Origin of the sequence: Roseateles sp. YR242 (assembly GCF_900109745.1) — a bacterium.
GTDB lineage: Bacteria > Pseudomonadota > Gammaproteobacteria > Burkholderiales > Burkholderiaceae_C > Roseateles.
Map to the genome: position 1 here is coordinate 498161 of NZ_FOAV01000003.1, position 23394 is coordinate 521554.

The following is a 23394-nucleotide window of genomic DNA, read 5'->3' on the forward strand; positions in this document are numbered from 1 at the left end:
CTGGCTTTCCGATGAGTCCTGATGCATTGCTTCCTTCGCCGGTATCCGTCGTGCAGCCCAACGCTCGCGCACGCATGAGCCGCTCGCCTACTCGAGCATGGCGCAGCGTCGGCGCGGCCTTGATGCTCGCCACCGCCCTGCCGCTGCTGCAGGCGAGAACCCAGCCGCCGACCGTGCCGGCCTCTTCCGGGCCGCCCGGCCTCGCCGCGGCAGGCGCCTCATCCACATCATCCTCGCCAGCGGCGGCGCCACGCGCCTGGCTGACGGAGCCGGTCGAAGCAAGGCATGAGGGCTATCGCTCGATCTTCATCGAGTTGCCGGTGCCGGAAGGCGCCGCCACGCCACTCGGCACAATCAGCGGGACCGCCTATTTGAAGGACCCGCCCAGGAATGGCGGCAAGGCAGCACCACGCCCGCTGCTGTTTCTCTTCAACGGCGGGCCGGGCGCGTCTTCCACGCCCTTGCATCTGAACGCCATCGGCCCGCGGCGTTTCATCGAGCGGCCGGGCCGCACGCCCGAACGCCAGCTGGAGCCCAACACACAGACGGTGCTGGATGCGATGGACCTGGTGTTCATCGACCCACCCGGCACCGGCTTCAGCCAGGTTTTCGAAACTGGCCGCAGTGCCCTGTGGACGACGGAGACCGATGCCCGTGTGGCCGCAGGGTTTGTCCGTTGCTGGCTGAAGAAGTTGGGCCGCGAGAACTCGCCCGTGTACATCGGCGGTCAGAGCTATGGGGGCTTCCGGCTCGCGTCGATGATGCGTTACGCGAGTGACCTGCCGCCGCTCAGTGGCCTGGTGTTCATCTCACCGCTGCTGGATGCCTCCGCCACATCGGCCTCCGTGGGCAATGAGCTGGCCTATGCGCTGCAGTTCCCCTCCATGGTGGTGGCCGCCTGGCAGCATGGCAAGGGCCAGCGCGGCGAGCAAGGGCGTAGCGTGGAAGAGGTCTTCTCCCGCGCCGAGGACTTCGCGCGGGGCGTCTACCTGCCGGCGTTGCTGGAGGGCTCGCGGCTCTCCGCCAAACGTGCGGGGCTGGTGGCCGCTCGCATGTCCGGCTTGCTGGGCATGAGTCCTGGCGAATTGCTCGCGCAGCGCCTGCGCCCCGACAGCGAGCAGTTCCTCACCACGGTGCTGGGCCGCCCGGAGGCTCGGTTGGGGCGGCTGGATACCCGGGTCATCGGCTCTACCGCGCCGCCGCCGCCGGGCCGCCCGACCAATGACCCCTCGCTGGTGGTCTCGTCCGCGCCGGCGGGCCGGTCACTCACACCGACCGAGGCCTACTTCCGTGAAGAACTCAATGTGCCGATCACGCGCAAGTACGTGCCGCTGTCCTTCACCGTCAATGGCGGCTGGAACTACTTCGACCGCAGCATTGCGGATGGCTTCTACATCAACCCCACCCGTTACGTGGCCGAAGTGATGCGGCAGCAACCCGCCTTGCGGCTGCTGTACGTGGGCGGCTACTACGACATGGCCGTGCCGGTGGCTGCCGCGCAATATGCACTGGAGCATGCGGACCTGCCGATGGCGCGTGTGCAGATGCAGCTCCTGCCCGGTTCCCACAACCCGTATGACGACGAGGCCAACCTGCAGCGCTTTACCCAACGCCTGCGGGAGTTCGTCCGCTGATGACCATGCACCTCACCCCCCACCTCCCCACCGGTCTCGCCCGCCATGACGGCGAGCTCGCTCCCCGTCGCGCTTTCATGCGCTTGCGGCTCGCGGCAGCGATGGTGACCGTGACGGCCGCCGTCATGACGACGGTCAGTCCGGTTCATGCCGCCGAGATTGAGCGCCTGGTCCTGGTGCAGAACGGCGAAAAGGTCGGCACCCTCACCGGGACTGTGGTCGGCAAGACCACCCAGGTCGACTACGCCGTGAACGACAACGGCCGTGGCCCTCGCCACCAGGAGACCATCGTCCTGGGCGCCAAGGGTCGGCCTGTGAGCTGGACCATCCAGGGCAAGTCGCTCATGGGCGGTGATGTGAACGAGCGCTTTGCGTGGGTGGGCGGCAAGGCCACGTGGAAGAGCCAGGCGGATGACGGCGAGGTGACCACGCGCGAGCTGCCGCTGTATGCGGTCAACGACGGCAGCCCGTGGTCGGTGGGCGTGTATGCCCGTGCGCTGCTGCAAAGCCCCGGCCTGACGCTGTCGCTGTTGCCGTCCGGGAGGCTGCGGCTGTTTGACCTGGGCGAGCGGGTACTGGAGAACGGACCGGGCAGCGGTCGCGGCACAGGCACAGGAAGGGGCAAGGGCAGCAGCAGCGGGGCCATCAAGCTCCGGCTCTACCGCCTGGAGGGCATTCAGCTGGCGCCGTCCTACGTGCTGCTGGACAGCCAACGCAAGCTCTTCGCCACCTCCGGTGGCTTCGGTGTGACGGTGCGGGAGGGCTTCGAGGCCCAGGCCACCGCCATCCGCAAGCTGGTGGGCGAGGCGGATGAACAGCGCGCTTCCCAGCTGCAGCAGACCCTGGCCCACCGCTACGACGCACCGGTGCGGCTGCGCAATGTGCGGGTCTTTGATCCGGCCTCCGGCACCGTGGGCGCGCTGTCCACCGTGATCGTCATGCGGGACCGCATTACCGCTGTGTTGCCGGCCGGGCAGGACCAGCAGCCGGCGCCGGACCAGGTCGTCATCGATGGCGAGGGCGGCGTGGTGGTGCCCGGGTTGCACGACATGCATTCCCACACCAGCCTGTCTTCCGGCCTGTTCTACCTGGCCGCCGGTGTGACGGCCACGCGAGACATGGGCAATGACAACGACTTCCTGCAATGGCTGCTGCCGCAGGTGGACGCCGGCAAGATCGCCGGGCCGCGCATCACGCCCAATGGGTTGATGGAAGGCCGCAGCCCGTATTCGTTGCGCATCGGCCGCATCCCTGACTCGCTGGCGCAGGCCCAGCGGGACGTGGACTGGTATGCGGACCGGGGCTACTTCCAGATCAAGATCTACAACTCCATGAACCCGGACTGGGTGCGGCCCATTGTGGAGATGGCCAAACGCCGGGGCATGGGCGTCACCGGGCACGTGCCGGCGTTTGACACGCCGGACCGTGTCATCAACGACGGTTATGAAGAAATCACCCACCTCAACCAGCTGATGCTGGGTTGGCTGATCAAGCCGGACGAGGACACCCGCACGCCGCTGCGCCTCACCGCGCTGGCCCGTGCCGCCACGCTGGACCTGAATTCCGCACCCGTGCAGAAGACGGTCCAGCTGATGGTGGATCACCACATTCCGCTGGACCCCACGCTGGTGGTCATCGAGCGGCTGATGCTGAGCCGCGCCGGCACCGTGCCGCCCGGCGATGTGGACGTGCTGGACCATCTGCCGGTGGGCCTGCAGCGTTATCGCAAGCGCACCTTTGTGCCGCTCAAGTCGGCGGAGGAGGACCGCAGCTACTTCCAGGCCTTCGACAAAATGCTGGACACCCTGCGCCTGCTGCACAGCCGTGGCATCCAGCTGCTCCCCGGCACGGACGACGAAACCGGTTTCACCGTGCACCGCGAGCTGGAGCTCTACACGATGGCGGGCTTCACGCCGGCGCAGGCCTTGCGTGCCGCCACGTTGGATGCGGCACGCCACCTGCGCCAGGACGCTCAGCTGGGCAGCATCGAACGCGGCAAGTTTGCCGACTTCTTCCTGGTGGCGGGAGACCCCACTCAGGACATCAAGGCCATCAAGAAGGCCCGCCTGGTGTTCAAGGGGGGCGCGATCTATGCGCCCAGCGAGATCTACGAGGCCCTGAACATCCGTCCGTTCGCCACCACGCCGTCGATGACGGTGCCGGCCGGTGTGAAGGCCGGTGGGCGCGAAGGTGGTCACTCCTTCTTCTCGCATGAGCATGATGGTGAACAACTCGAGTGAGGCCACCAGCGGGTCGGCCGACGGCCCGGCGCTGAAACCGCGTGTCGGGCTGCTGGGCGTGGTGATGTTTGGCGCCGGCACGGCGATTGGGGTGTCGATCTTTTCGGTTCTGGGCCCGGCTGCGGCGGTGGCCGGCTCCGGCCTGCTGATCGCGATGCTGCTGGCGGCGCTGCCCATGCTGCCCTTTGCCTTGGTCTATGCCTTCCTGGGCTCGGCCCTGCCGCGTTCGGGCGCGTCCTATGAATGGCCTGCGCGGTTTGTGCATCCGCTGTTCGGTTTCCTGATCGCCTGGCTGCGGATCCTGGGCAGCGTGGGCGTCATCATCACGCTGGCCACGGTGCTGGTGAACTATCTGGGCATGGTGTGGATGCTGCCCGCGCTGGTCACCAAGGCAGTGGTCATCACCGTGATCTTCGGCGTGCATCTGGTGGGGATCCGGCTGGCGGCCGGTGTGCAGACCCTGATGATGCTGGTGCTGCTGGCCAGCATGGCGCTGCTGGTGGGCACCGGCTTGCCGAAGGTGGATGTGACGCTGCTGGCCCAGCCGCTGGCTGCCGGCTGGCCGGCCGTGCTGGCGGCGGTGCCCTTGATGATCACCTTGTTCCTGGGGATCGAATCCGCCACCGAGATCGGTGAGGAGGTGCGGGACGCACGCCGCAACATTCCGCGCGGCATCGCACTGGCCGTGGCACTGACCGTGGTGGTGTATGCCGCCGTGGCATCGGTGGCGCTGGGCCTGGTGGGGCCGGCCAGGCTGGGCGCCAGTGCGGCGCCGCTGCTCGAAGCCGCCCGCGTGCCGCTGGGCGCATGGGCGGTGCCCGTGATCGTGGGGGCGGCGGTGTTTGCGGTGCTCAAGACGCTGAACGCCACGGTGATGATCTTCTCCCGCTATCTCTTTGCCATGGGCCGAGCCGGTGTGCTGCCAGCGGCCCTGGGCCGACTGGCGCCATCTCGTGGCACGCCGGTGATGGCGCTGGGCCTGGCGTGGGTGGGTGCCATGCTGGGATTGCTGCTGCCGTCCAACCTCGTGTTTCTGCTGCTGGCCGTGAACATCCCCACCATGCTGAAGTACATGGGCTCCTGCCTGGCGGCCATCAGCGTGGTGACGCGGCATCCGGCCATCCATCAACAGGCCTCGCTCGCGCTGTCCCGGGGGACCGTGCTGGTGGCGGCCGTGCTGGGGGTGGTGGCTTCGCTGGCCATCATCCTGGCAGGCCTCAAGGCGGACGTCTGGCCTTACCTGCTCATCACGGGCTGGGGGCTGGTGGGCGGCGGGGTGTGGTGGGTGAGAAGCGTCTGGCCCGCGGCCTCACCAGGGCCCCAGTAGCGGGTCGGCCGGCTGCCGCCGCCCGCTCATGGCCTCCACCAGGAAGTCCACCAGCGCTCGGGTCTTGGCAGACAGGTGGTGGCGGGTGGGGAACACCAGCCAGATATCGGCTTCCGGCAGGGACCAGCCCGGGAGCACTGGCACCAGCAGCCCCTGGCGCAGCGGTTCTGCCGCATCCCACTGCGAGCGCAGCACGATGCCCCGGCCATCCAAGGCCCAGGCCAGGGCGCAAGCGCCATCGTTGGTGCTGAGGGGGCCGCGCACCTTGACGGTCTCCTGCTGCCCGGCGGGGCTGGACAGGTGCCAGGTGCCGAAGGCTTCGTCGCCCTCGCGCAGGAACAGGCAGGCGTGCGACGCCAGCTCACGCGGTGTGCGGGGCGTCCCCGACCGTGCCAGGTAGGCCGGTGAGGCACACAGCAGGCGGCGGTTCAAGGCCAACTTGCGTGCGGTGAGCCGGGCGTCCGGCAGTGCACCGATCCGCACCTGCACATCAAAGGCCTCGTCGACCGGATGGGCCGGCCGGTCGCTCAGGTGGAGCTGCACCTCGACCTCGGGGAACTGCGCCGAGAAGCTGCCCAAGAGCGGCGCCACATGCGCGCGGCCGAAACCCAGCGTGGCGCTGACCCGCAGCAGGCCCTGGGGTTTGGCGCCCCGGCCCGCCACACTTTCCTCCAGTGCGGCCAGGTCCTCCAGCACCCGGGTGCCTTCCACCAGGTAGGTTTCCCCTTCCGGGGTGAGGCTGATGCGGCGGGTGGTGCGATGCAGTAGCCGCACCCCCAGCCGTTGCTCCAGGGCGGCCAGGCGCTTGCTGGCCGCCGAGGGCGTAAGACCCAGCTCCTGTGCGGCGCCGGCCAGGCTGCCCCGCCGAACCAGCATCACGAAGAAGCTCAGGTCGGAAAACCCGCCCATTCGTGAATCCGGGGCACTAAAGATGTTCATGGGACGACATTGTGTCCCGGGTCGCACGGATTAGGATCACTTCCACAGACCCATCCGTCCAACCCCCGCTGCGAGCCGCTGCCATCCGCCGGTGAACGCTGCCCACGAGAAACGCCGCACCATGTCCGAGCTCTTTCCCGGTTTCGTTGCCCAGGCGCTCATCACCGATGACGGCGTCGCCATCCAGACCCGCGTGGGCGGCAGCGGCCCGCCCCTGTTGCTGCTGCATGGCCACCCGCAGACCCACGCCATCTGGCACAAGGTCACCCCCACATTGGCGCAACATTTCAGCGTGGTGCTGGCCGACCTGCGTGGGTATGGCGATTCCTCCAAACCGGTGGGCCAGCCCGAGCACGAGAACTACAGCAAGCGCGTGATGGCGCGCGACATGCTGCGGGTGATGCAGACCCTGGGCCATTCGCGCTTCAGCGTGATGGCGCATGACCGGGGCGCCCGCGTGGCACACCGCCTCGCCGCCGATCATGGGGAGGCCGTACGCCGCCTGGTGTTGCTGGACATCGCGCCCACGCTGGCCATGTATGAACAGACGAGCGAGGCCTTTGCCCGCGCCTACTGGCACTGGTTTTTCCTCATCCAGCCGGCGCCGTTGCCCGAGCGCTTCATCCAGGCGGACGGGGAGGCCTACATCCGCGAGGTGATGGGTCGGCGCAATGCGGGCCTGGCGCCGTTCGACCCCCGCGCACTGGCGGAATACATCCGCTGCGCGCAACTTCCCGGCACCGCGCACGGTGTCTGCGAGGACTACCGCGCCGCCGCCGGCATCGACCTGGTGCATGACCGCAAGGACCGTGCGCAGGGGCGGCAGTTGACCATGCCGCTGCAGGCCCTGTGGGGTGAGCAGGGCGTGGTGCACCGGTGCTTTGATCCGCTGGCCGAATGGCGCAAAGTGGCACGGGATGTGCGGGGTGAGGCGCTTCCCTGCGGCCACTACATCCCCGAGGAAGCGCCGGATGCACTGCTGGCCCAGGCCCTGCCCTTCCTGCTGGAGGCCGGCCAATGACATCGCCCTCACGGACGCTCTACCGCAAGCTCGTCGACAGCCACACCGTGGCGGTGCTGGATGAGCAGCATGTGCTGCTGTTCTGCGACCTGCACCTCATGAACGAATACACCAGCCCCCAGGCCTTTGCCGGCCTGCACGAGAAGGGCCGGGGTGTACCGATGCCGGGCCGCAACGTGGCCGTGGTCAGCCACATCATCCCGACCCATCCCGGCTTGCTGCGGGTGATCACCGACCCCCCATCCGCCCTGCAGGCCTCCAACCTGGCCCGCAACTGCGAGCGGCATCACATCCCCTTGTTCGACACTAACGACCGGCTGCAGGGCATCGAACACGTGGTGGCCCCGGAGCACGGCATGATCCGCCCCGGCATGGTGGTGATCTGCGGCGACAGCCACACCACCACCTACGGCGCCTTGGGGGCACTGGGGTTTGGCATCGGTACGTCCGAGGTTGAACATGTGCTGGCCACGCAGACGCTGGTCTATCGCCTGGCCCAGGACATGCGCGTGCGGGTGGATGGCGAGCTGCCAGCGGGCACCACGGCCAAGGACCTCATCCTGTCCATCATCGGCCAGATCGGGGCCCAGGGCGCACGAGGGTTCGTGGTGGAGTTCTGCGGCAGTGCCATCAACGCGTTGTCGGTGGAGGCGCGCTTCACGCTGTGCAACATGGCCGTGGAAGCCGGCGCGCGTGGCGCGTTGATCGCGCCGGATGCCCGTGCCATCGACTATGTGCTGAAGCGCGCCACTGACATCGATGCTGAGCTTCGCCCTGCCGCACTGGAACAGTGGGCTGCGCTGCACAGTGATGCGGACGCTGTGTTTGCGGTTGAGTACCGGTTCGACGCCACCCAGGTGGCGCCGCAGGTGACCTGGGGCACCAGCCCGGACCAGGTCATTGCCATCAACGGCCAGGTGCCTCACCCGGAGCGCCAGGCGGACGGCCCGCAACGGCGCAGTACCGAGCAAGCATTGCGCTACACGGGGCTGTCGGCAGGCGCGCCACTCGAGGGCGTGCCGGTTCAGCATGTGTTCATCGGCTCCTGTACCAACGGGCGCATCGAAGACCTGCGGGCCGTGGCCGCCGTGGTGAGGGGGCGGCAGGTGGCGCAGGGCGTTCGTGCGATGGTGGTTCCCGGCTCCGGGGCGGTCAAACGTCAGGCCGAGGCGGAAGGCATCGCGGCACTGCTGACGGCTGCCGGCTTCGAGTGGCGCAACCCGGGCTGCTCCATGTGCCTGGCGATGAATGACGATGTACTCGCGCCCGGGCAGCGCTGTGCCTCCACCACCAACCGGAATTTCGAAGGGCGGCAGGGGCGCGGTGCCATCACCCACCTGATGAGCCCCGCCATGGCGGCCGCTGCAGCGGTGACCGGCACCATCACTGACGTCCGACGACTGGAGGTTCTGCATGGCTGAGTTGACGGTTCTGCAAGGCCCGGCGGCGGCGCTGCGCATCGATAACCTGGACACCGACCAGATCATGCCCAAGCAGTTCCTGCGCGGCATCGACAAGGCAGGCCTGGCACAGGGCCTGTTGTACGACCTGCGTTTTGACGCCCAGGGTCGCGCCCGGCCGGACTTCGTCCTCAACCAGCCGGCGCATGCGGACTCCAGCATCCTGATCGCTGGCGCGAACTTCGGCTGCGGCTCCAGCCGCGAGCATGCGGTGTGGGGTCTGCAGCAGTACGGCATCCGTGCGGTGCTGGCGCCGAGCTTTGGCGAGATCTTCTATTCCAATGCAATGAACAACGGGCTGCTGGCGCTGATGCTGCCGGTGGACGCCATCACGGCGTTGATGGCATGGGCGGAGGGCGCACCAGATGGTGGGCCGGCTGCCGAGGTCAGCATCGCGCTGAATGACTCGGTGGTGCGGGCGGGCGGCCTGGAGGTGCCCTTTGACATGTCCGCCCGGCATCGGCGCATGGTCATGGAGGGCTTGGATGTGATCGGCCTGTCGATGACGTACCAGCCGCAGATCGAGGCCTTTGCGGCGGCCCATGCAGCCCGGTCCCCCTGGCTGGTCGATGTGGCGGCGCGCGTCAGGGCCCGGATCGGTGAGGGCCCCGCCACGCCGTCTTGGGGGTGACCCCGGTTCGCAGGCCTGCAGAAGTGCGCACAATCGCCCCCGATTCCACAGGGAGCTTCAATGGCAAAGAGTGCAGGCGTCTGGGCGCTGGCCGTGGTGCTGGCGCTGTCAGCGCTGCCCGCGCTGGCGCGTGATGACCAGGTGCAGATCCACGGCCTGGTGGTGGGCACGCAGCATCTGAAGGATGCAGGCGCGGGCGCCTTCGAGGCGGACTATGCGTTCAGCGAGCGAGGCCGGGGGGATCAGCTCCAGGCGCGCTGGCGCCTGGACGCGCGTGGCCTGCCGGTGGCCTACGAGGTCTCGGGCAACGACTATTGGAAGGTGCCGCTCACCGAACGTTTCTCCGTGGAGGGCGCCCAAGCGACCTGGCACAGCCGGGTGGAGCAAGGCAGCGCGGCCTGGCCGACGCAAGGCGCGTTCTACCTCCCGGCCAACGCACCGCCTGAATTCATGGGCGTGCTGGTGCGTGCCTTGCGTCGGGCACCGGGGCAACGCCTGGCCCTGCTGCCCGCAGGTGAAGCCTGGCTGGACACCGGCGCCCAGGTACAGGCGGGTGCGCGACGCCTGACGCTCTACCGCGTGGGTGGCATCGAGTTCACGCCTGTGCCGGTGTGGCTGGACGACAAGGGCGAGACGGCCGCTGTGGTGGACGATTGGTTTGAAGTGCTGACGCCCACGGCAAAGCCTGTCCTGGCCCAGCTTCAGGCGGCGCAGCGTGCGGCCAACGACACCTGGCATGCCGCCCTTGCGGCGCGGCTGACCCATCAGCCCAAGGGCGCGCTGCTGATCCGCAACGCGCGGGTGTTTGATCCACGTGACCTGGTGGTGCGCAGCCCCATGCGGGTGCTGGTCCGAGGCGAACATATCGTGCGGGTCGATCCGGAGGACAACGCCCCGGTCCCGGAGGACGCCGAAGTGATGGACGCGGCGGGCCGGTTCCTGATGCCGGGCCTGTGGGATGTGCATCAGCACTTCAGCGGGGTGGATGGTGTCTTCGACCTGATTGCCGGCGTGACCAGCGGCCGTGACATGGCCAATGACAATGTGCCGCTGATGGCCCGGGTCCAGCGCTTCGACGCCGGCACCGAGCTGGGCCCGCGTGTGGTGCTCGCCGGCATCGTGGAAGGCACAGGGGCGTTGGCGGGGCCGACCGATGTGCGCATCGAGACGCTGGACCAGGCTCGCAAGGCGGTGGATTGGTATGCCGACCACGGGTATGAGCAGATCAAGATCTACTCTTCCTTCAAGCCCGAGCTGGTGAGGCCGATCGCCGACATGGCGCATGCCCGGGGCCTGCGAGTGAGCGGCCACGTGCCCGCGTTCATGCGTGCGCAGGGCTTCATTGAAGCGGGGGCCGACGAAATCCAGCACCTGAGCTTTCTGGTGCTGAACTTCTTCCCGGAGGTGCAGGAGACCCGCAGCAAAGACCGCTACACGGTGGCCGCCGAGAAGTTGTCCGAGTTCCGCCTGGACGACCCGCGCTGGACGGCTTTCCTGGAGCTGCTGCGCAGCCGGCACACGGTGCTGGACCCGACGCTGGTGACGCTGGAGGGCCTCTTCTCGGGCGACCCTGGCCAGGCGGCCCCGGGCCTGCGCTCCCAGGTGCAGCGCTTTCCGCTGGTGGTGCGGCGGCGGCTGCTGTCAGGCGCGGTGGTGGTGCCGGCGGGCAAGGAGGCCGTCTACCGTGAGGCACTGCCCGCGCTCAAGCGCATGCTCAAGAGCCTGCACGACGCGGGCGTGCCCCTGATGCCGGGCTCCGACGCGTTTGCAGGCTACAGCCTGCAACGGGAGCTGGAGCTGTATGTGCAGGCCGGCATTCCCGCCGCCGAGGTGTTGCGCCTGGCCACGCTCACGCCGGCCGAGGTGCTGGGCGTGGCCGGGCAACGCGGGGTGGTGGCGCCCGGCAAGCAGGCGGACCTGGTGCTGATCGATGGCGACCCGACCACGGACATCACGGATGTTCGCCGTGTCTGGCGCACCATTCGCGGCGGTCGTGTGCATGACCCGGCCGCGCTGGAGCAAGCCATGGGGATGGCGCCCCGCGCGCGTTGAGATCAGGCCTTGGCCGCGCTGGCGGCTTGCCGCAAGGTCTGCACCAGCATGCGATGCAGGTGGTCCACGGCCTTGGAGCTCTTGGAGGCGGTACTGCGATAGACAGCGACTTCCATCGGGGCCAACGGGCCCAGCCCATGTTCGGGGCCCAGGATCTGCAGGTGCGGCGGTGTGCTGCATTGCGTGAGTGCCGCCACGGCCAGGCCGCTTTCCACGGCAGCGATCTGGCCGGCCAGGCTGGAGCTGTTGTAGACCACCTTGTAGGGGCGGCCCTGCACCGCCAGGGACTGGATGGCACTGCGGCGGCCGAGGCTTTCCGCCTCATAGACGGCGATGGGCAAAGGCGTGCGGTTCCAGACGTCGAACTGGGGCGAGCCCACCCAGACCATGGGCTCGTGGAACAGCAAGGTGCCGCGCCGAGCGTGGTCCCTGGAGACCAGCGCGAGGTCCAGGTCGCCACTGGCCACGCGTGGGATGAGGGAGGTCGACTGCTCGCAGTCCAGCTGGATTTCGACACCGCCGTGCCGGGGCGCAAAGCGTTTGAGCACCGGTGTCATGTAGCGGCTGGCGTAGTCGTCGGGCACGCCCAGCCGGACCAGCCCGGAGAGTGTCTCCCCCTGCAGTGCTGCCTGCGCCTCTGCTTGCAGGTCCAGCATTCGCCGGGCGTAGCCGAGCAGGGTCCGGCCCTCATGGGTCAGCTGGAGCTGGCGGGCTCCACGTTCCAGCAGCTGGCAACCCACGGCGGCCTCCAGCTTCTTCAGCTGCATGCTCACCGCCGACTGAGATCGGTTCACTTCCGGCGCCGCCGCTGTCAGCGACCCGGCGTCCACCACGGCGACAAAGCATTTCAGCCAGTCGGTCTGCAAGTCGTTCATGCATTCGAGAATCGAATGGAAGAGCAGCGAATTATGCGCTTGTCAGCAAAGCCGGCCGGAGCGACAGTGCAGGCATCATGACCGCCACCCTCTCCGAGTCCGCCCAGTCTCTGGCTTCGCCGCTCGCTTCATCGCCAATGGATACCACCCCTGCCGCTGCCGTCCCGGCGATAGCCAACGCATCGAGCCCGGTGGCGGCTGCGGCAGCCAATGGGGCGGACCGTCCTGCGGCCGGCCAACTGCCTGGCGCATTGGATGCACGCGCCGTCGGCGTGATGACGCTGCTGTGCTTCACCTGGGCGCTGCAGCAGATCTCGCTCAAGGCGGTGTCGGACCAGATCAGCCCGATGCTGATGGTGGCCTTGCGCTCGCTGGTGGCGGTAGTGCTGCTGGGGGGGTTGATGGCCTGGCGTGGTGAGCGGCTGGACTCGCGCCGCTGGGGCGCCGGGGCCGCCGTGGGGGTCTTGTTTGCGCTGGAGTTCCTGCTGGTGGCGGAGGCCTTGCGGCTCACCGCCGCCGCGCATGTGGTGGTGTTTCTCTACACCGCGCCCTTGTTTGCAGTGCTGGGCCTGCATGTGCTGCGGCCCGAGGAGCGGTTGGTATTTCGGCAGTGGGTGGGCGTGGCGCTGGCGTTTGGTGGCACGGCAGTGGCCTTCCTTGGCGGGCATGCATCGCTGGCCACCGGCAGCCAAGTGCTGCTGGGGGACACGCTGGCGCTGCTGGCCGGCGCGGCGTGGGGGGCCACTACCGTCACCATCCGCAGCACCAGCCTGACCCGCGCCCCAGCGTCCGAGACGCTGTTCTACCAACTCGTGGGCGCCGTGGTCTGGCTGCTGCCGGCAGTATGGCTCACCGGCCAGTGGCATTTCGAACCCACGGCCAGGGTCTGGGCCCATCTGGCCTTCCACAGTGTCGTCGTTTCATTCATCAGCTTTCTGACTTGGTTCTGGCTGATGCGGCGCTACCTGGCCTCCCGGCTGGGTGTGTTTTCCTTCCTCACGCCGCTGTTTGGTGTGTTGCTGGGGGCGTGGCTGCTGAACGAGGCCCTGGAGCCCACCTTCCTGGCGGGCAGCGCGCTGGTGCTGGCCGGCATCGGGCTGGCGGGGCGGGCCGCCAAGCCTCGCTGAGGACGGGCTAGTCGCGGGTTGCTGCAGTTCCTGCGATCACGGCGCTTACTGCGCCTTGTCCAGAAACTCCCCCAGCGCTGCGATGCGGTGCCACCAGAAGAGATACACCCCCTGGTCCTGCGCCTCCCACACCTTGCCGGCCTTGAAGACGCCACGCAGTGCGGCGGCCACGAGGTTGGAGCGGCCGAACTGCTCATACCAGTCGCCAGCGTCGGCCACCACTTCCTTGTTGAGCCGCTTCTCGCCATTGACGGTGCTGTTGGACGCCTTGCATTCGATGGCCAGCAAGCGGCCGTCAAACAGCATCACCACCAGATCGGCGTTGTGCTTGCCGAGCTTGCACTGGCGCATGAAGACACCCCGGGGCGGCAGCATGCCGACGTCGGCAATGCCGCCGCGCGGCGCTGGCTGGCGGGTGTAGCCCTTCTCGATCAGCAGTTGCTCCAGGCGCCCTTCGAGCTGGTCGCGCTCATCGCTGCGGCGGCGGGTGTAGACCGTGTTCATGCTGATCAGCACGGCGGTGGCCATGATGGCGGTCTGCCGCTCGGCGTCCGTGGGCGCACGTTCTTCCTGGACCCAAGGAAAGCGCTTCGGGTCGAGGGCGGCGTAGAGCAGCTTGCCGATCTCATCGGCCAATGGCTGATGCTTGCGCACGGCGGTCTTGTTCACGCTGGCATCCAGCAGCGTGTCCAGGTCGTCTTCGGAGATCGGCGGCGCTGCCAACGCCCGCAGGGCCTGAAACTGCAGCTTGTGGCCCACGATGCCGGCTAGCAGCTCGGCATCCGCGGCTGCGCGGGACGGGGTGACCAAGAGGCGACCCAGCGCATCAATCACCAGCGCGGCGGCCTCAGTGGCTTCGGGATAGACGCCGTTGTAGTCCTTGAGGGGGTCCAGCAGGCGCCGGCTGCGGAACTCCGCGCGGGCCTGGCGGCAGTCGTCCTGGATCTGGTCGGGGGTCTCCAGCGTGGGGAGTGCGCGCGGCAAAGGTCGTGGGGTGGCCATGCTTGGGGAGGGGCGGTTAGCGCAGCAGCTGTTCCGGCAGCAGGATACGCATGGCCTCGGAAGGCTCGAACTTGGTGAGGCCGCCGGCATAGACACGGCCCGCATCAATGCTCACATTGGCATTGAGCCATTGCACCAGGCGGCGCAGTTGGGCCTGCTGCAAGGGCTGGCGCGGGTAGAGGCCGTGGGCCACGTTGATGAGCCGGGCGCCGGCCGTGTTCAGGGCGAAGGCGGGCGGCCGGCGGCCCATGTAGGTCATGACGATGGGGGCCGGGTCGCGCAGATGGACATGCCACCAGGGCTTTCGATGCCGGGCGATGTAACCCTCGTGCGCACCCTGCTGGCGGGCCCAGTCGAGGAAGGTCTCGATGGTGCGCCGGTGAGCGGCCGGCAGCCCGGTGAGATCCCTGGGCAGGCTGACCACCCGGCGCAGCCGGTCCAGCGTAGCGATCTCCTGGCCGGCGGCCGTGGAGATGTCGGCGGCGTCGGTGATGGCCGGGATGAGGTAGGACGCCGGCAGGTCCGGCGCGTGGGTGGAATGCACCCACACGCGGTTGAGGCCGGTGACCTGGCCGCGCGAAACCTGGAACAGTTCCCCGAGTTCGATCTGCCCGGCCTGGCGGGCTGGCCGCCCGCCGCGGACCAGGATGGACCACTTGGTCTCAGTCCGGGCCGCCGCCATGGCCACCTCCCGGCCGGCGGGCAAGGTGGCCAGATGCTCCAGATCGTTGATCGGCTGGAAGCGCAGGCTGGAGCGCTCGGCGCCTGGCTCGAAGCAGGTGATGGCAGCGGACACCATGGCGTCTTCGAACACCCGCAGCGCTGGCGACACCACAAACACTTCGGTGCCACCCAGGCCGTTGGCCAGCATGTCTCGCAGGGCCTGGCCGTAGTTGACATCCATCCACTCGGCGGCGGTGACGAACACGCCGAAATCACCCGGCACGGCCAGCAAGCGGGTCTTGAGGAAGAAGTGCAGATGCAGGCCGGCCAACTGGCTGCCCTTGAGGCCGGCATGGGCCAGGCAGTAGGAGTACCAGGTCTTCCAGCCGGGGCTGATTTCGTGATGCCGCACGTAGGGCGGATTGCCGATGAAGAGGGTGGGCCCCTGCGCGGGCGACAGCGACAGTTCGCGGTAGTCGCCCACCAGGACCGTGGCCCGGTGCGTCAGGCCCGCCGCCGCCAGGTTGGCGCGCAGCAGCAGGGCGACCAGCGGGTCTTTCTCCACCGCCACGGCTTCCGCTTGGGGGAAGGCCCGCAGGCCAGCCAGCGTGTAGCGCCCGGAGCCCGCGCCGGGATCCACCAGGCGACGCACCGGCTTGCCCTGGCGTCGCGCCCAGCCCACCATGCCCTGGACCACATGGTCCGGGGTGAAGGTCTGGCCTTCGGAGCGGCGGGTGGAGGCGTGGAACAGGGTGCAGAACAGGGCACCGAGCGGGTCCCCGCCCGCCCGGATATCGGCAGTCGTGGCCTTCAGCAGCGCCGCATCCGCACAGGCCGGGACGGTGTCCAGCAACTGCTGCTCGGCCTCACTGACCGGCTGGGCGCCGATGAGCGCCTTGGCCAGCGCCAGCAACATCTGGGCCGTCGGAGGCCCCGCAGGGCTTGCCTGATGCGCTTGCGGCGCGTCAAGCACCTGCGGTGTCCCGGCGGTCTGATCTGTCACGGGGGCCCTTTTGGGGAAATTCCGGGGAATTCGGGGGAATTTGGGGGAGCGGGGAGAAAAAGTTATCCAAGTCCTTGCGGGTTTTTGGGTGCCGCAGTGCCTGGCTGCGGCGACGGATTGTAGCCGGGGGCTACTGGTTATCTACCCAGTGTTCGCGCCACTATTCAATGGTCACATTCGCGGCCTTCACCAGCTTGCCGAACTTGGCGGTTTCGTTGCGGATCTGCTGGGCGAGCTGGTCGCTGGAGCCGCCAGTGGGCTCGGCGCCGATCTCCTCCATACGCTTGCGGAACTCGGGCGACTGGATCACCTTCACCATCTCGGTGTTGAGCTTGCCCACCACGTCCTTGGGCGTGGCCACCGGGGCGAGCACCCCGAACCAGGTGCCGATGTCGAAGCCCTTGAGCCCGGCCTCCTCCAGCGTGGGCACGTCCGGCAGGGCGGACGACCGCTTGGCCGTGGTCACCGCCAGCGCGCGCAGCTTGCCGGCCTTGATGTGCTGCAGCACCGGCGTGATGGTGTCAAAGGACAGCTGGATCTGGCCGCCCAGCAGGTCGGTGGCCATCGGGCCGCTGCCCTTGTAGGGCACATGCAGCAGTTCCGTGCCGGTGATGTTCTGGAACTGTGTGCCGATCAGGTGCTGCGCCGTGCCATTGCCATTGGAGCCGTAGCTGAACTTGCCCGGCTGGGCCTTGAGCTGTGTCACCAGTTCAGCCACGTTCCGGGCCGGGGTCTGCCCGGCATTCACCACCAGCACATTGGGCACCATGGCGATGCCGGTGATGGGAATGAAGTCCTTCTGGAAGTCGTATGGCAGCTTGCGGTAGACGCTGCTGGCGATGGTGTGGTGCACGGCGCCCACCAGCAGTGTGTAGCCGTCCGGCTTGCTCTTGGCGACGTAGTCTGCGCCCAGCGTCGCGCCGGCGCCGGGCTTGCTTTCCACGATCACGGGCTGGCCCAGGCTCTGCTGGAGCTTGTCGGCCAGGGCGCGGGCGAGAACGTCGGTGGTGCCCCCGGCTGGGAACGGGACAACCAGCGTGATGGGCTTGGTGGGCCAGGTGTCGGCACGGGCGGGGCCTGCAACGGCAAAGGTGCCCAGCATGCAGAGCGCGCTGATACCGCCGAGCTGCGTGAGGGCGGCGCGTCGGGTGTGGGAACGGAATACGGCAGTCATCGTTTGTCTCCTGTGGTTGCCGATGACGGGACTGGCGCGCCGGCTTCTGATGAGCCGATGGCGCGCGAGGCCCGAGGAACGCGGAAGCGGTCAGGTGCCCATCGGTCAGGCCGCTTTCTGGTGAGCGTCTTCACGCAGGGCGGCGCAGACCGCGGCTGTCACATCGGTGGTCCGGGCCTGGCCGCCCAGGTCACCGGTATGCAGGGCCGGGTTGGCGGTGACGGCCTCGACCGCACGCATCAGGCGCTGGGCGGCTTCGTTCTCGCCGAGGTGTTCCAGCAGCATCACGACGGACCAGAAGGTGCCCACCGGATTGGCCAGCCCCTTGCCCATGATGTCGAAGGCCGAGCCGTGGATGGGTTCGAACATCGAGGGGTAACGGCGCTCCGGATCGATGTTGCCGGTGGGTGCGATGCCCAGGCTGCCGGCCAGCGCGGCGGCCAGGTCGCTCAGGATGTCGGCATGCAGGTTGGTGGCAACGATGGTGTCCAGCGTGGCCGGCTTGTTGACCATGCGTGCGGTGGCCGCGTCCACGAGTTCCTTGCCCCAGGTGACGTCCGGGAAGTCCTTGGCGACCTGCTGGGCCACTTCGTCCCACATCACCATGGCGTGCCGCTGGGCGTTGCTCTTGGTAATGACGGTGAGCAGCTTGCGGGGGCGGGACTGGGCCAGCTTGAAGGCGAAGCGCATGATGCGTTCGACGCCCACGCGGGTCATGAGGGACACGTCCGTGGCGGCTTCGATGGGGTGGCCCTGGTGCACACGGCCGCCGACACCGGCGTATTCGCCTTCGGAGTTCTCTCGGACGATGACCCAGTCCAGATCCTTCGGGCCGCAGCGCTTCAGCGGGGCGTCGATCCCGGGGAGGATGCGGGTGGGGCGGACGTTGGCGTACTGGTCGAAGCCCTGGCAGATCTTCAGGCGCAGGCCCCAGAGGGTGATGTGGTCCGGGATGTCCGGGTCACCCGCAGAACCAAAGAGGATGGCGTCCTTGCCACGCAGGGCATCCAGACCGTCAGCGGGCATCATTTCGCCGTGGGCACGGTACCAGTCGCCACCCCAGCCGAAGTTCTCGAACTCGAACTGGAAGGTGCTGGTGGTGGCGGCCAGGGCCTCCAGCACCTCGCGACCTGCGGGGATCACTTCCTTGCCGATGCCGTCACCCGGGATGGTGGCGATGCGATAGGTCTTCATTGACTTCTCCTGCTGTGGGGGCCCGGCCCTGCGGCTGGGCGGTGGAGGGACTTTAAGAAGACCTGCGGTGGAGGATTCATCGCTAAAGTCAATCCATCTTTAACTGTCATTCAACAGTGACGGGGCTTGGACCATGAGCAGCACCTCCTTGATATCGCCAGCGGACCTCGGTTTCTTTTCTTCGCTGTGCAGCGCGGGCAGCCTGAGTGCGGCGGCGCGGGAACTGGGCATTTCGACGGCGGGGGTGAGCAAGCATCTCTCGCAGATGGAGGCGCGGCTGGGCACGCCGTTGCTCAACCGGACCACGCGGCGGATGAGCCTGACGCAGGAGGGCGAGCTGTACCTGGAGCACGCGCGCAGGATCCTGAGTGCGATCGAAGACCTGCAGGAGTTGCTGGGTGGGGCGACGGGTGCTTCGGTGAGCGGGCTGTTGCGGGTGAATGCGACGCTGGGGTTCGGTCGCATCCATATTGCGCCGCTGATCTCCACCTTTGTGCGGCGGCATCCGGGGCTGGAGGTGCAGTTGCAGCTGTCGGTGAATCCGCCGGCACTGACGGAGGACGCATTTGATGTGGGTGTGCGGTTCGGTGCACCGCCGGATTCGCGGGTGATTGCACGCAGGCTGGCGGCGAACCGGCGGGTGTTGTGTGCGTCACCGGCCTACCTGAAGGCGCATGGGGTGCCGAAGGCGCCAGGGGAGCTGACCCGGCATGCCTGCATCGGCATCCGGCAGGGGGAGGAGGCCTACGGGTTGTGGCGGCTGAGCTTGAAGCGGGGGAAGAAGACGGAGACCGAGGCTGTGAAGACGCGCGGGGCGTTGACGACCAACGACGGGGAGATTGCGGTGAACTGGGCCCTGGACGGCCACGGGATCCTGATGCGCGCGGAGTGGGACGTAGCGCGGTATTTGGCGTCCGGGCGGCTGGTGCAGGTGCTGCCGGAGTGGGAGACGCCGGATGCGGACATCTATGCGGTGTATCCGCAGCGCTATCAGGGCGTGGCGAGAGTCCGGCTGTTTGTGGAGCACCTGGCGAGGTCGTTGGAGCAGGCCGGGCGGTGACACGGGCGCGGCAAAGGCCTTGCGGTGCGCGGGGTCCTGGTGGGGGCCACACACCCTGAGGTGGGATGGGCGGACCACCGGTGTGGGAAGGATCATGCAAGTCCTGCGCACAGCGGTTGGGCAATATGACTTAAACGCCGCGGCAGCTGGCTTAGACCAGCGGCTGAGTGTGCCGTCCGTGGAGAAATTTCGAGAGGAGTGCTGCTGCTCTGCGGTTGCAGCCCCACTGAACCGGATCGCAAACGGTGGAGGTGAGGATCTATTACTCGGATGAGTGTTTTACCCCGCCTCACTGACTAGAGGCATTCGAAAACTGATGGGAGATGGTTGTGATGGTGAATGTAGAAAAGCAGGCGATCGAAGATGCGTTCGCGGCTGAAATCGGTCGGGCTTACCAGGTGATGCTGGCGGCCTACATCGCGGCGGAAGGGGATGCCAAACAGCAGGACAAGGCGGCTGATAAGTTCAGAAGCCTGGTGGTGTTGGCGAGGGAGGTGAAGGGACGGGCGGAGGGGCAGCTGTGAGTGGCTGGTTGGCCGAGCTCGAAGGTCAGGCTGACCAGGCAGACGCTGCCGCTTCAGAATGGGCCTTGACGAAGAGGCCATTGCACGGTTCATCACGTGGCATCGGAAGGAGTTGCTGCGGATCAGCCCCGCGCCAACACCAAGCCTCAGCGATCAAATGGCAATAATTCTGGCCATATGAGCGTAGAACATGCCGTCGTGAATCGGCACCTGCTGCTGCTGCAGTTGGGTGACCGGCTGCGTGCCCTTCGCTACGCCGCGCAGCGTGTCGAGATTCAGAGGTACTTCCGCCAGAGTTCGTTGGAGAACTTGCCGTCTGGGTCCACCTGCTTCTTCAGTTGACGTAGCTCGGCGACTTCAGGGTAGGCGGACTCGAACTGCTGGCGCGTTGCGTGCAGTTGGTAGGGCAGGTAGTAGCGCCCGCCGTGCTGCAGCGATAGCTCAATGAGTTCGCGCGTCCAGCGGCCCACTTCCTGTTGCGCGGCGGTCCAGGTACGTTGCTTGTAGTAGAGGACAAAGGAGAACACGTCCTCGCGCGCCCAAGGTAAAAGCGACGTGGTGTCCGCCGGCGCGTGTCGGATGGAGATGTTCAGGGCCACGACCTCGTGTCGTCGCAGAACCTTGGCCATCTCGCGCACGAAGCTCACAGCTTGCCGTTCCGGGATGAAGTACTCCTGCAGCACGTAGGTGGACATCGCACGCGTGCGCGGCTCCAGCGACGCAACGTCCAAGCTGGCCTCATGGTTCAGCCACTTGACGGCGGGCTTGCCCAGGAGCATGGGTTGGACGATGTCTTTTCGCAGGGTCTGGCCGCCCGGCAACTCCGTGACGGACCAGATGACGTTTTGCTCTAACCCATAGGATTGGTCACGCGGCACCAGCCTATCAGTTTCAGTCAACGGCGTGGTTTCGGGGACCTGCCGCCAAGTCACACACACCGGGTTGTCGAACGTCGGTGGCAACAGATCCGCGTTATGCATGATCGCGTGCTTGTCGGCCAGGACCTTCTCTTTGAAGTGGGCCACGTAACGTGCCAGTGGCACCGCCTCGACCACGCGCTCGATGCGGATGTTGTCCGTGACCTCAAGCTCGACTTCCGTGATGACGGCAATGGCCCCATAGCCACCGATGGCGGCGCGAAACAGCTCTGGGCGGACGGAGTCGCTGGTCTCTACCACCTCGCCATCAGCCATGACGAGTTGCAATGCGCGCACCGTGTGGCCGATCGAACCATGGCCGACGTAGCGGCCATGGCAGTTGACCGAGACCGAGCCCCCCACGGTGAAGTTGGAGAAGCTTTGCATCGTCTTGACCGCAAGGCCCAGTGGGTCCAGCACGTCCTGCAGGTCCCGCCAGCGCATCCCCGCTTGAACCCTGACCTGATGGTCTGCAGCCCGAACCCAGACCAGCCTGTTCATCCGGCGCATATCCAGATGCAGCCCGGCATGGACGGCAACCTGTCCGCCCATGCTGTAGCGGCCGCCCCCGATACCCACTTGGCCGGACCAGTGGCGAATCAAGGTGGAAACCTCCACGGTGGAGCGTGGGGTCTCCAGGTGCGCCACCTGCACGGAATACAGCCCAGTGACGTTGGTGACGAGAAGCGGCTGGGCTGCGAGCGCACGCATCGGTGGCAGCGTCAGCAGCCCCGCAGTTGCCAGCGACTTCACGAGCAATGTTCTGCGGCTTGAGGACATGGTCAAGGGTATGAGGGGCGGTGCGTGTTCAAGGGTGCCAGGCGCGGTCGAGCATTTCAACGAGGTGCATCCGCACTGGAGTCAGCAAGCTGGATTCTGCCGCTGGCAGGACGAGCAATGCTTGCGCTGATGTGTGCGGTAGCGCAGTCAGGGCTTGGTGCCGACGTCGCAGAATTCCGCTGCCGGGCAGAAGCCAAAGGCATGTGCAGCTCATTGAGCGCGGCGTCTCAGCTCTTCCGCTGCGTAGCAACCGCGGAATTAGACCTGGCGAGACGCTTTGGCCGCTAGACGCTCAGCTTGAACCCGAGGTCGAGGTCGCAGGCGGCTTGGCCGCCGCGCAAACCGAAGTCCTCCAGCGACGGCGACTGGAGCACGATATTAACTTCTGTCTCCGGCACGCCCAGTTTTGAGAACCGCCTGACGATTGCCTGGTACAGCGCCCGCTTGGCCTCAAGCGAACGGCCCGGGAACATCTGAACCAGCACAAGCAGATATTGCTCGCTCTTGCCGCCGGGCAACCGGAAGTGACCTGGCCGGTGCTCCACATAGCGAATGTCATGATCATCTTGGGGCACCTGCAGCACCTCTAGCATCGCCGCGTGCAGTTCCGACATCAGGGCGTTGACTTCCGTATCCGAGCGCAGGCAATGACTATGAAGAAAGCAAATGGGCATGTGACCCTCTCTTGACAGTGGCAGTTAGTAGCTCATGGCTGTTTCTGCAGATGGTGCCCTTGAGCACCAGTCGCGGGAACCTCCTCCGCGACAAGGCCTGACACTGTGATAGCGATCCAGCGTTAGGACACCCTTGCGAGACGCGAAACTGCGGTGGAACGCGGCAGCCGCACCGGTGCTGCATCGAGATCCAGCAGGATGCGGACGTACCGCGAAGTTGCTTGCTGACTGTGACATGCCTCGGAAGGCAAGGAAGTCCACCAGCTATCCTCGTCGCGTGCCCTGCCCAGTTGTCTGGACACTCCCAAATAGCTTGCTATCTCGGGCCATTTGAAAAGCGGGGAGCTGTTTGCGTCGTAGGACGGTGTCCATATTCAGCGCACGATCGGCAGTGGCAGCACGACGCCCGCCCGCTCCCGCTGCTCTCGCGTCGACGCGTAGAGATTTGGCGCGGCACCGATCTCATCGAGCGACCGTCGGATCAAGTCCTCGCTCATCGACGGGTCGAAGGGCGCGGTCGGGTCGAAACACTCGCGCGGCACCAGTGGCTCGACGCTTTGCCAGTCATAGGCAAAGTCGTCTTCCGCCTCCGGTTTCGCTGGGAACCAGCGCTCAATCCGGTTCAGCACGGCGTCGCGCCAGGCGATGTACGGCGCGTCTGGCGGGACCACCCACTGGGCGAGCGTCGAGAGCCAGGCGGCGTTCTCCGACGGCGAGGCGCCTTCGAAGTGCAGCGCGTCATTGATCAACGCCATCGTCAGGTGCAGAGGGCCTCGCACCGGACCGCTCCATTCGCGGTCGACGAACTCCACGTAAGGGCAGCAGGCGAAATGAACCGTGCCCAGCCAGGCGGCTTCGAGGTACTGCTTCGGCCGTGGGTCGGGATCGAGCGCCTCAAGCGTAAAGACGAGCCATTCGCCGATCGCCACGCCCATTGCGAGTTGCGCCCTTCGCGACAGCGGTTGCAGACGGGCGGCAAGCGCGGCGTCGCCCGGTTCGTAGGCCTGTTTGACGTTCCAGTCGTCCCAGGGCCAGGGCAAGCGGGCTCCCTCCACGATCGGGTGAATGTAGTGGGGCCGGAGCAGCGCCATCGCGGG

19 protein-coding genes are annotated in these 23394 nt (G+C 67.0%); 10 read left to right on the top strand and 9 right to left on the bottom strand.

Annotated elements, in window-relative coordinates; genetic code table 11:
- Positions 1-74: 74 nt before the first annotated feature.
- From BMY53_RS09415 to BMY53_RS09425, 3 genes are read left to right on the top strand one after another with little or no spacing between them, the layout of a single operon-like run.
- Positions 75-1634, top strand: a complete 1560-nt coding sequence (locus BMY53_RS09415) for a S10 family serine carboxypeptidase-like protein (RefSeq protein ID WP_177200802.1) — start codon at positions 75-77, stop codon at positions 1632-1634.
- Complete coding sequence (locus tag BMY53_RS09420; protein ID WP_218151211.1) at positions 1634-3874, top strand: amidohydrolase family protein; 2241 nt, start codon at positions 1634-1636, stop codon at positions 3872-3874. Before BMY53_RS09415 ends, BMY53_RS09420 begins: the two co-directional genes overlap by 1 nt.
- The gene (locus tag BMY53_RS09425) at positions 3858-5201 is read left to right on the top strand and encodes an APC family permease (protein ID WP_218151212.1); all 1344 of its coding nucleotides are present in this window, start codon (positions 3858-3860) and stop codon (positions 5199-5201) included. Before BMY53_RS09420 ends, BMY53_RS09425 begins: the two co-directional genes overlap by 17 nt.
- Here BMY53_RS09425 and BMY53_RS09430 read toward each other — a convergent pair.
- The gene (locus tag BMY53_RS09430) at positions 5184-6110 is read right to left on the bottom strand and encodes a LysR family transcriptional regulator (protein ID WP_092945833.1); all 927 of its coding nucleotides are present in this window, start codon (positions 6108-6110) and stop codon (positions 5184-5186) included. The two genes, BMY53_RS09425 and BMY53_RS09430, sit on opposite strands and share 18 nt — an antisense overlap.
- Before the next feature lie 151 nt (positions 6111-6261).
- On the opposite strand from BMY53_RS09430, the gene BMY53_RS09435 reads away from it, so the two are divergent.
- From BMY53_RS09435 to BMY53_RS09450, 4 genes are read left to right on the top strand one after another with little or no spacing between them, the layout of a single operon-like run.
- The gene (locus BMY53_RS09435) at positions 6262-7161 is read left to right on the top strand and encodes an alpha/beta fold hydrolase (protein ID WP_092945980.1); all 900 of its coding nucleotides are present in this window, start codon (positions 6262-6264) and stop codon (positions 7159-7161) included.
- Complete coding sequence (gene leuC / locus BMY53_RS09440; RefSeq protein WP_092945835.1) at positions 7158-8582, top strand: 3-isopropylmalate dehydratase large subunit; 1425 nt, start codon at positions 7158-7160, stop codon at positions 8580-8582. Before BMY53_RS09435 ends, leuC begins: the two co-directional genes overlap by 4 nt.
- The gene (gene leuD, locus BMY53_RS09445) at positions 8575-9252 is read left to right on the top strand and encodes a 3-isopropylmalate dehydratase small subunit (protein ID WP_092945837.1); all 678 of its coding nucleotides are present in this window, start codon (positions 8575-8577) and stop codon (positions 9250-9252) included. The genes leuC and leuD overlap by 8 nt, the downstream gene beginning before the upstream one ends.
- Before the next feature lie 60 nt (positions 9253-9312).
- On the top strand, positions 9313-11304 hold the full coding sequence (locus tag BMY53_RS09450) for an amidohydrolase family protein (RefSeq protein WP_092945839.1): 1992 nt from the start codon (positions 9313-9315) through the stop codon (positions 11302-11304).
- 2 nt (positions 11305-11306) lie between these two features.
- Here the strand turns inward: BMY53_RS09450 and BMY53_RS09455 are convergent, their stop codons facing one another.
- On the bottom strand, positions 11307-12179 hold the full coding sequence (locus BMY53_RS09455; protein WP_092945841.1) for a LysR family transcriptional regulator: 873 nt from the start codon (positions 12177-12179) through the stop codon (positions 11307-11309).
- Between the two features lie 275 nt (positions 12180-12454).
- Between BMY53_RS09455 and BMY53_RS09460 the strand changes: the two genes are divergently transcribed.
- Positions 12455-13306 carry a DMT family transporter gene (locus tag BMY53_RS09460; protein WP_255370118.1) on the top strand — a complete coding sequence of 284 codons (852 nt, stop codon included), beginning with the start codon at positions 12455-12457 and terminating at the stop codon, positions 13304-13306.
- A gap of 45 nt (positions 13307-13351) precedes the next feature.
- On the opposite strand, the gene BMY53_RS09465 is transcribed toward BMY53_RS09460, so the two are convergent.
- The 4 genes from BMY53_RS09465 to BMY53_RS09480 all read right to left on the bottom strand — a co-directional run bounded on the left by BMY53_RS09465 (position 13352) and on the right by BMY53_RS09480 (position 18342).
- Positions 13352-14308: a XamI family restriction endonuclease gene (locus BMY53_RS09465; RefSeq protein ID WP_177200803.1), complete on the bottom strand. Its 957-nt coding sequence runs from the start codon at positions 14306-14308 to the stop codon at positions 13352-13354.
- A gap of 16 nt (positions 14309-14324) precedes the next feature.
- Entirely contained in the window at positions 14325-15974 is a 1650-nt protein-coding gene (locus BMY53_RS09470) for a class I SAM-dependent methyltransferase (RefSeq protein WP_255370106.1), read from the bottom strand.
- Positions 15975-16134: 160 nt separating this feature from the next.
- Positions 16135-17076, bottom strand: coding sequence for a Bug family tripartite tricarboxylate transporter substrate binding protein (locus BMY53_RS09475; RefSeq protein WP_255370119.1), 942 nt, complete (start codon positions 17074-17076; stop codon positions 16135-16137).
- Positions 17077-17253: 177 nt separating this feature from the next.
- The gene (locus BMY53_RS09480) at positions 17254-18342 is read right to left on the bottom strand and encodes a tartrate dehydrogenase (protein WP_092945851.1); all 1089 of its coding nucleotides are present in this window, start codon (positions 18340-18342) and stop codon (positions 17254-17256) included.
- Between the two features lie 133 nt (positions 18343-18475).
- On the opposite strand from BMY53_RS09480, the gene BMY53_RS09485 reads away from it, so the two are divergent.
- Together BMY53_RS09485 and BMY53_RS09490 are read left to right on the top strand one after the other, a co-directional pair.
- A complete protein-coding gene (locus BMY53_RS09485; protein ID WP_092945853.1) occupies positions 18476-19402 on the top strand; it encodes a LysR substrate-binding domain-containing protein in 927 nt (308 codons plus the stop codon).
- Positions 19403-19725: 323 nt separating this feature from the next.
- Complete coding sequence (locus BMY53_RS09490) at positions 19726-19926, top strand: hypothetical protein (RefSeq protein ID WP_092945855.1); 201 nt, start codon at positions 19726-19728, stop codon at positions 19924-19926.
- 275 nt (positions 19927-20201) lie between these two features.
- Here BMY53_RS09490 and BMY53_RS09495 read toward each other — a convergent pair whose 3' ends face one another.
- From BMY53_RS09495 to BMY53_RS09505, 3 genes are all read right to left on the bottom strand, one after another.
- Positions 20202-21596 (bottom strand): FAD-binding oxidoreductase, encoded by a 1395-nt coding sequence (locus tag BMY53_RS09495; RefSeq protein ID WP_255370107.1) that lies wholly within the window; start codon positions 21594-21596, stop codon positions 20202-20204.
- 311 nt (positions 21597-21907) lie between these two features.
- The gene (locus BMY53_RS09500; protein ID WP_092945857.1) at positions 21908-22297 is read right to left on the bottom strand and encodes a tautomerase family protein; all 390 of its coding nucleotides are present in this window, start codon (positions 22295-22297) and stop codon (positions 21908-21910) included.
- A 374-nt stretch (positions 22298-22671) separates the two neighbouring features.
- Positions 22672-23388, bottom strand: a complete 717-nt coding sequence (locus tag BMY53_RS09505) for a hypothetical protein (protein WP_092945859.1) — start codon at positions 23386-23388, stop codon at positions 22672-22674.
- Positions 23389-23394: the final 6 nt, after the last annotated feature.

Excerpts from the sequence above, each read along its gene's own strand:
- BMY53_RS09415 (WP_177200802.1), top strand. The coding sequence starts at position 75 with ATGAGCCGCTCGCCTACTCGAGCATGGCGCAGCGTCGGCGCGGCCTTG.
- BMY53_RS09420 (WP_218151211.1), top strand. The coding sequence starts at position 1,634 with ATGACCATGCACCTCACCCCCCACCTCCCCACCGGTCTCGCCCGCCAT.
- BMY53_RS09430 (WP_092945833.1), bottom strand. The coding sequence starts at position 6,110 with ATGGGCGGGTTTTCCGACCTGAGCTTCTTCGTGATGCTGGTTCGGCGG.
- BMY53_RS09435 (WP_092945980.1), top strand. The coding sequence starts at position 6,262 with ATGTCCGAGCTCTTTCCCGGTTTCGTTGCCCAGGCGCTCATCACCGAT.
- leuC (WP_092945835.1), top strand. The coding sequence starts at position 7,158 with ATGACATCGCCCTCACGGACGCTCTACCGCAAGCTCGTCGACAGCCAC.
- leuD (WP_092945837.1), top strand. The coding sequence starts at position 8,575 with ATGGCTGAGTTGACGGTTCTGCAAGGCCCGGCGGCGGCGCTGCGCATC.
- BMY53_RS09450 (WP_092945839.1), top strand. The coding sequence starts at position 9,313 with ATGGCAAAGAGTGCAGGCGTCTGGGCGCTGGCCGTGGTGCTGGCGCTG.
- BMY53_RS09455 (WP_092945841.1), bottom strand. The coding sequence starts at position 12,179 with ATGAACGACTTGCAGACCGACTGGCTGAAATGCTTTGTCGCCGTGGTG.
- BMY53_RS09460 (WP_255370118.1), top strand. The coding sequence starts at position 12,455 with ATGACGCTGCTGTGCTTCACCTGGGCGCTGCAGCAGATCTCGCTCAAG.
- BMY53_RS09465 (WP_177200803.1), bottom strand. The coding sequence starts at position 14,308 with ATGGCCACCCCACGACCTTTGCCGCGCGCACTCCCCACGCTGGAGACC.
- BMY53_RS09475 (WP_255370119.1), bottom strand. The coding sequence starts at position 17,076 with ATGCTGGGCACCTTTGCCGTTGCAGGCCCCGCCCGTGCCGACACCTGG.
- BMY53_RS09480 (WP_092945851.1), bottom strand. The coding sequence starts at position 18,342 with ATGAAGACCTATCGCATCGCCACCATCCCGGGTGACGGCATCGGCAAG.
- BMY53_RS09485 (WP_092945853.1), top strand. The coding sequence starts at position 18,476 with ATGAGCAGCACCTCCTTGATATCGCCAGCGGACCTCGGTTTCTTTTCT.
- BMY53_RS09490 (WP_092945855.1), top strand. The coding sequence starts at position 19,726 with ATGGTTGTGATGGTGAATGTAGAAAAGCAGGCGATCGAAGATGCGTTC.
- BMY53_RS09500 (WP_092945857.1), bottom strand. The coding sequence starts at position 22,297 with ATGCCCATTTGCTTTCTTCATAGTCATTGCCTGCGCTCGGATACGGAA.
- BMY53_RS09505 (WP_092945859.1), bottom strand. The coding sequence starts at position 23,388 with ATGGCGCTGCTCCGGCCCCACTACATTCACCCGATCGTGGAGGGAGCC.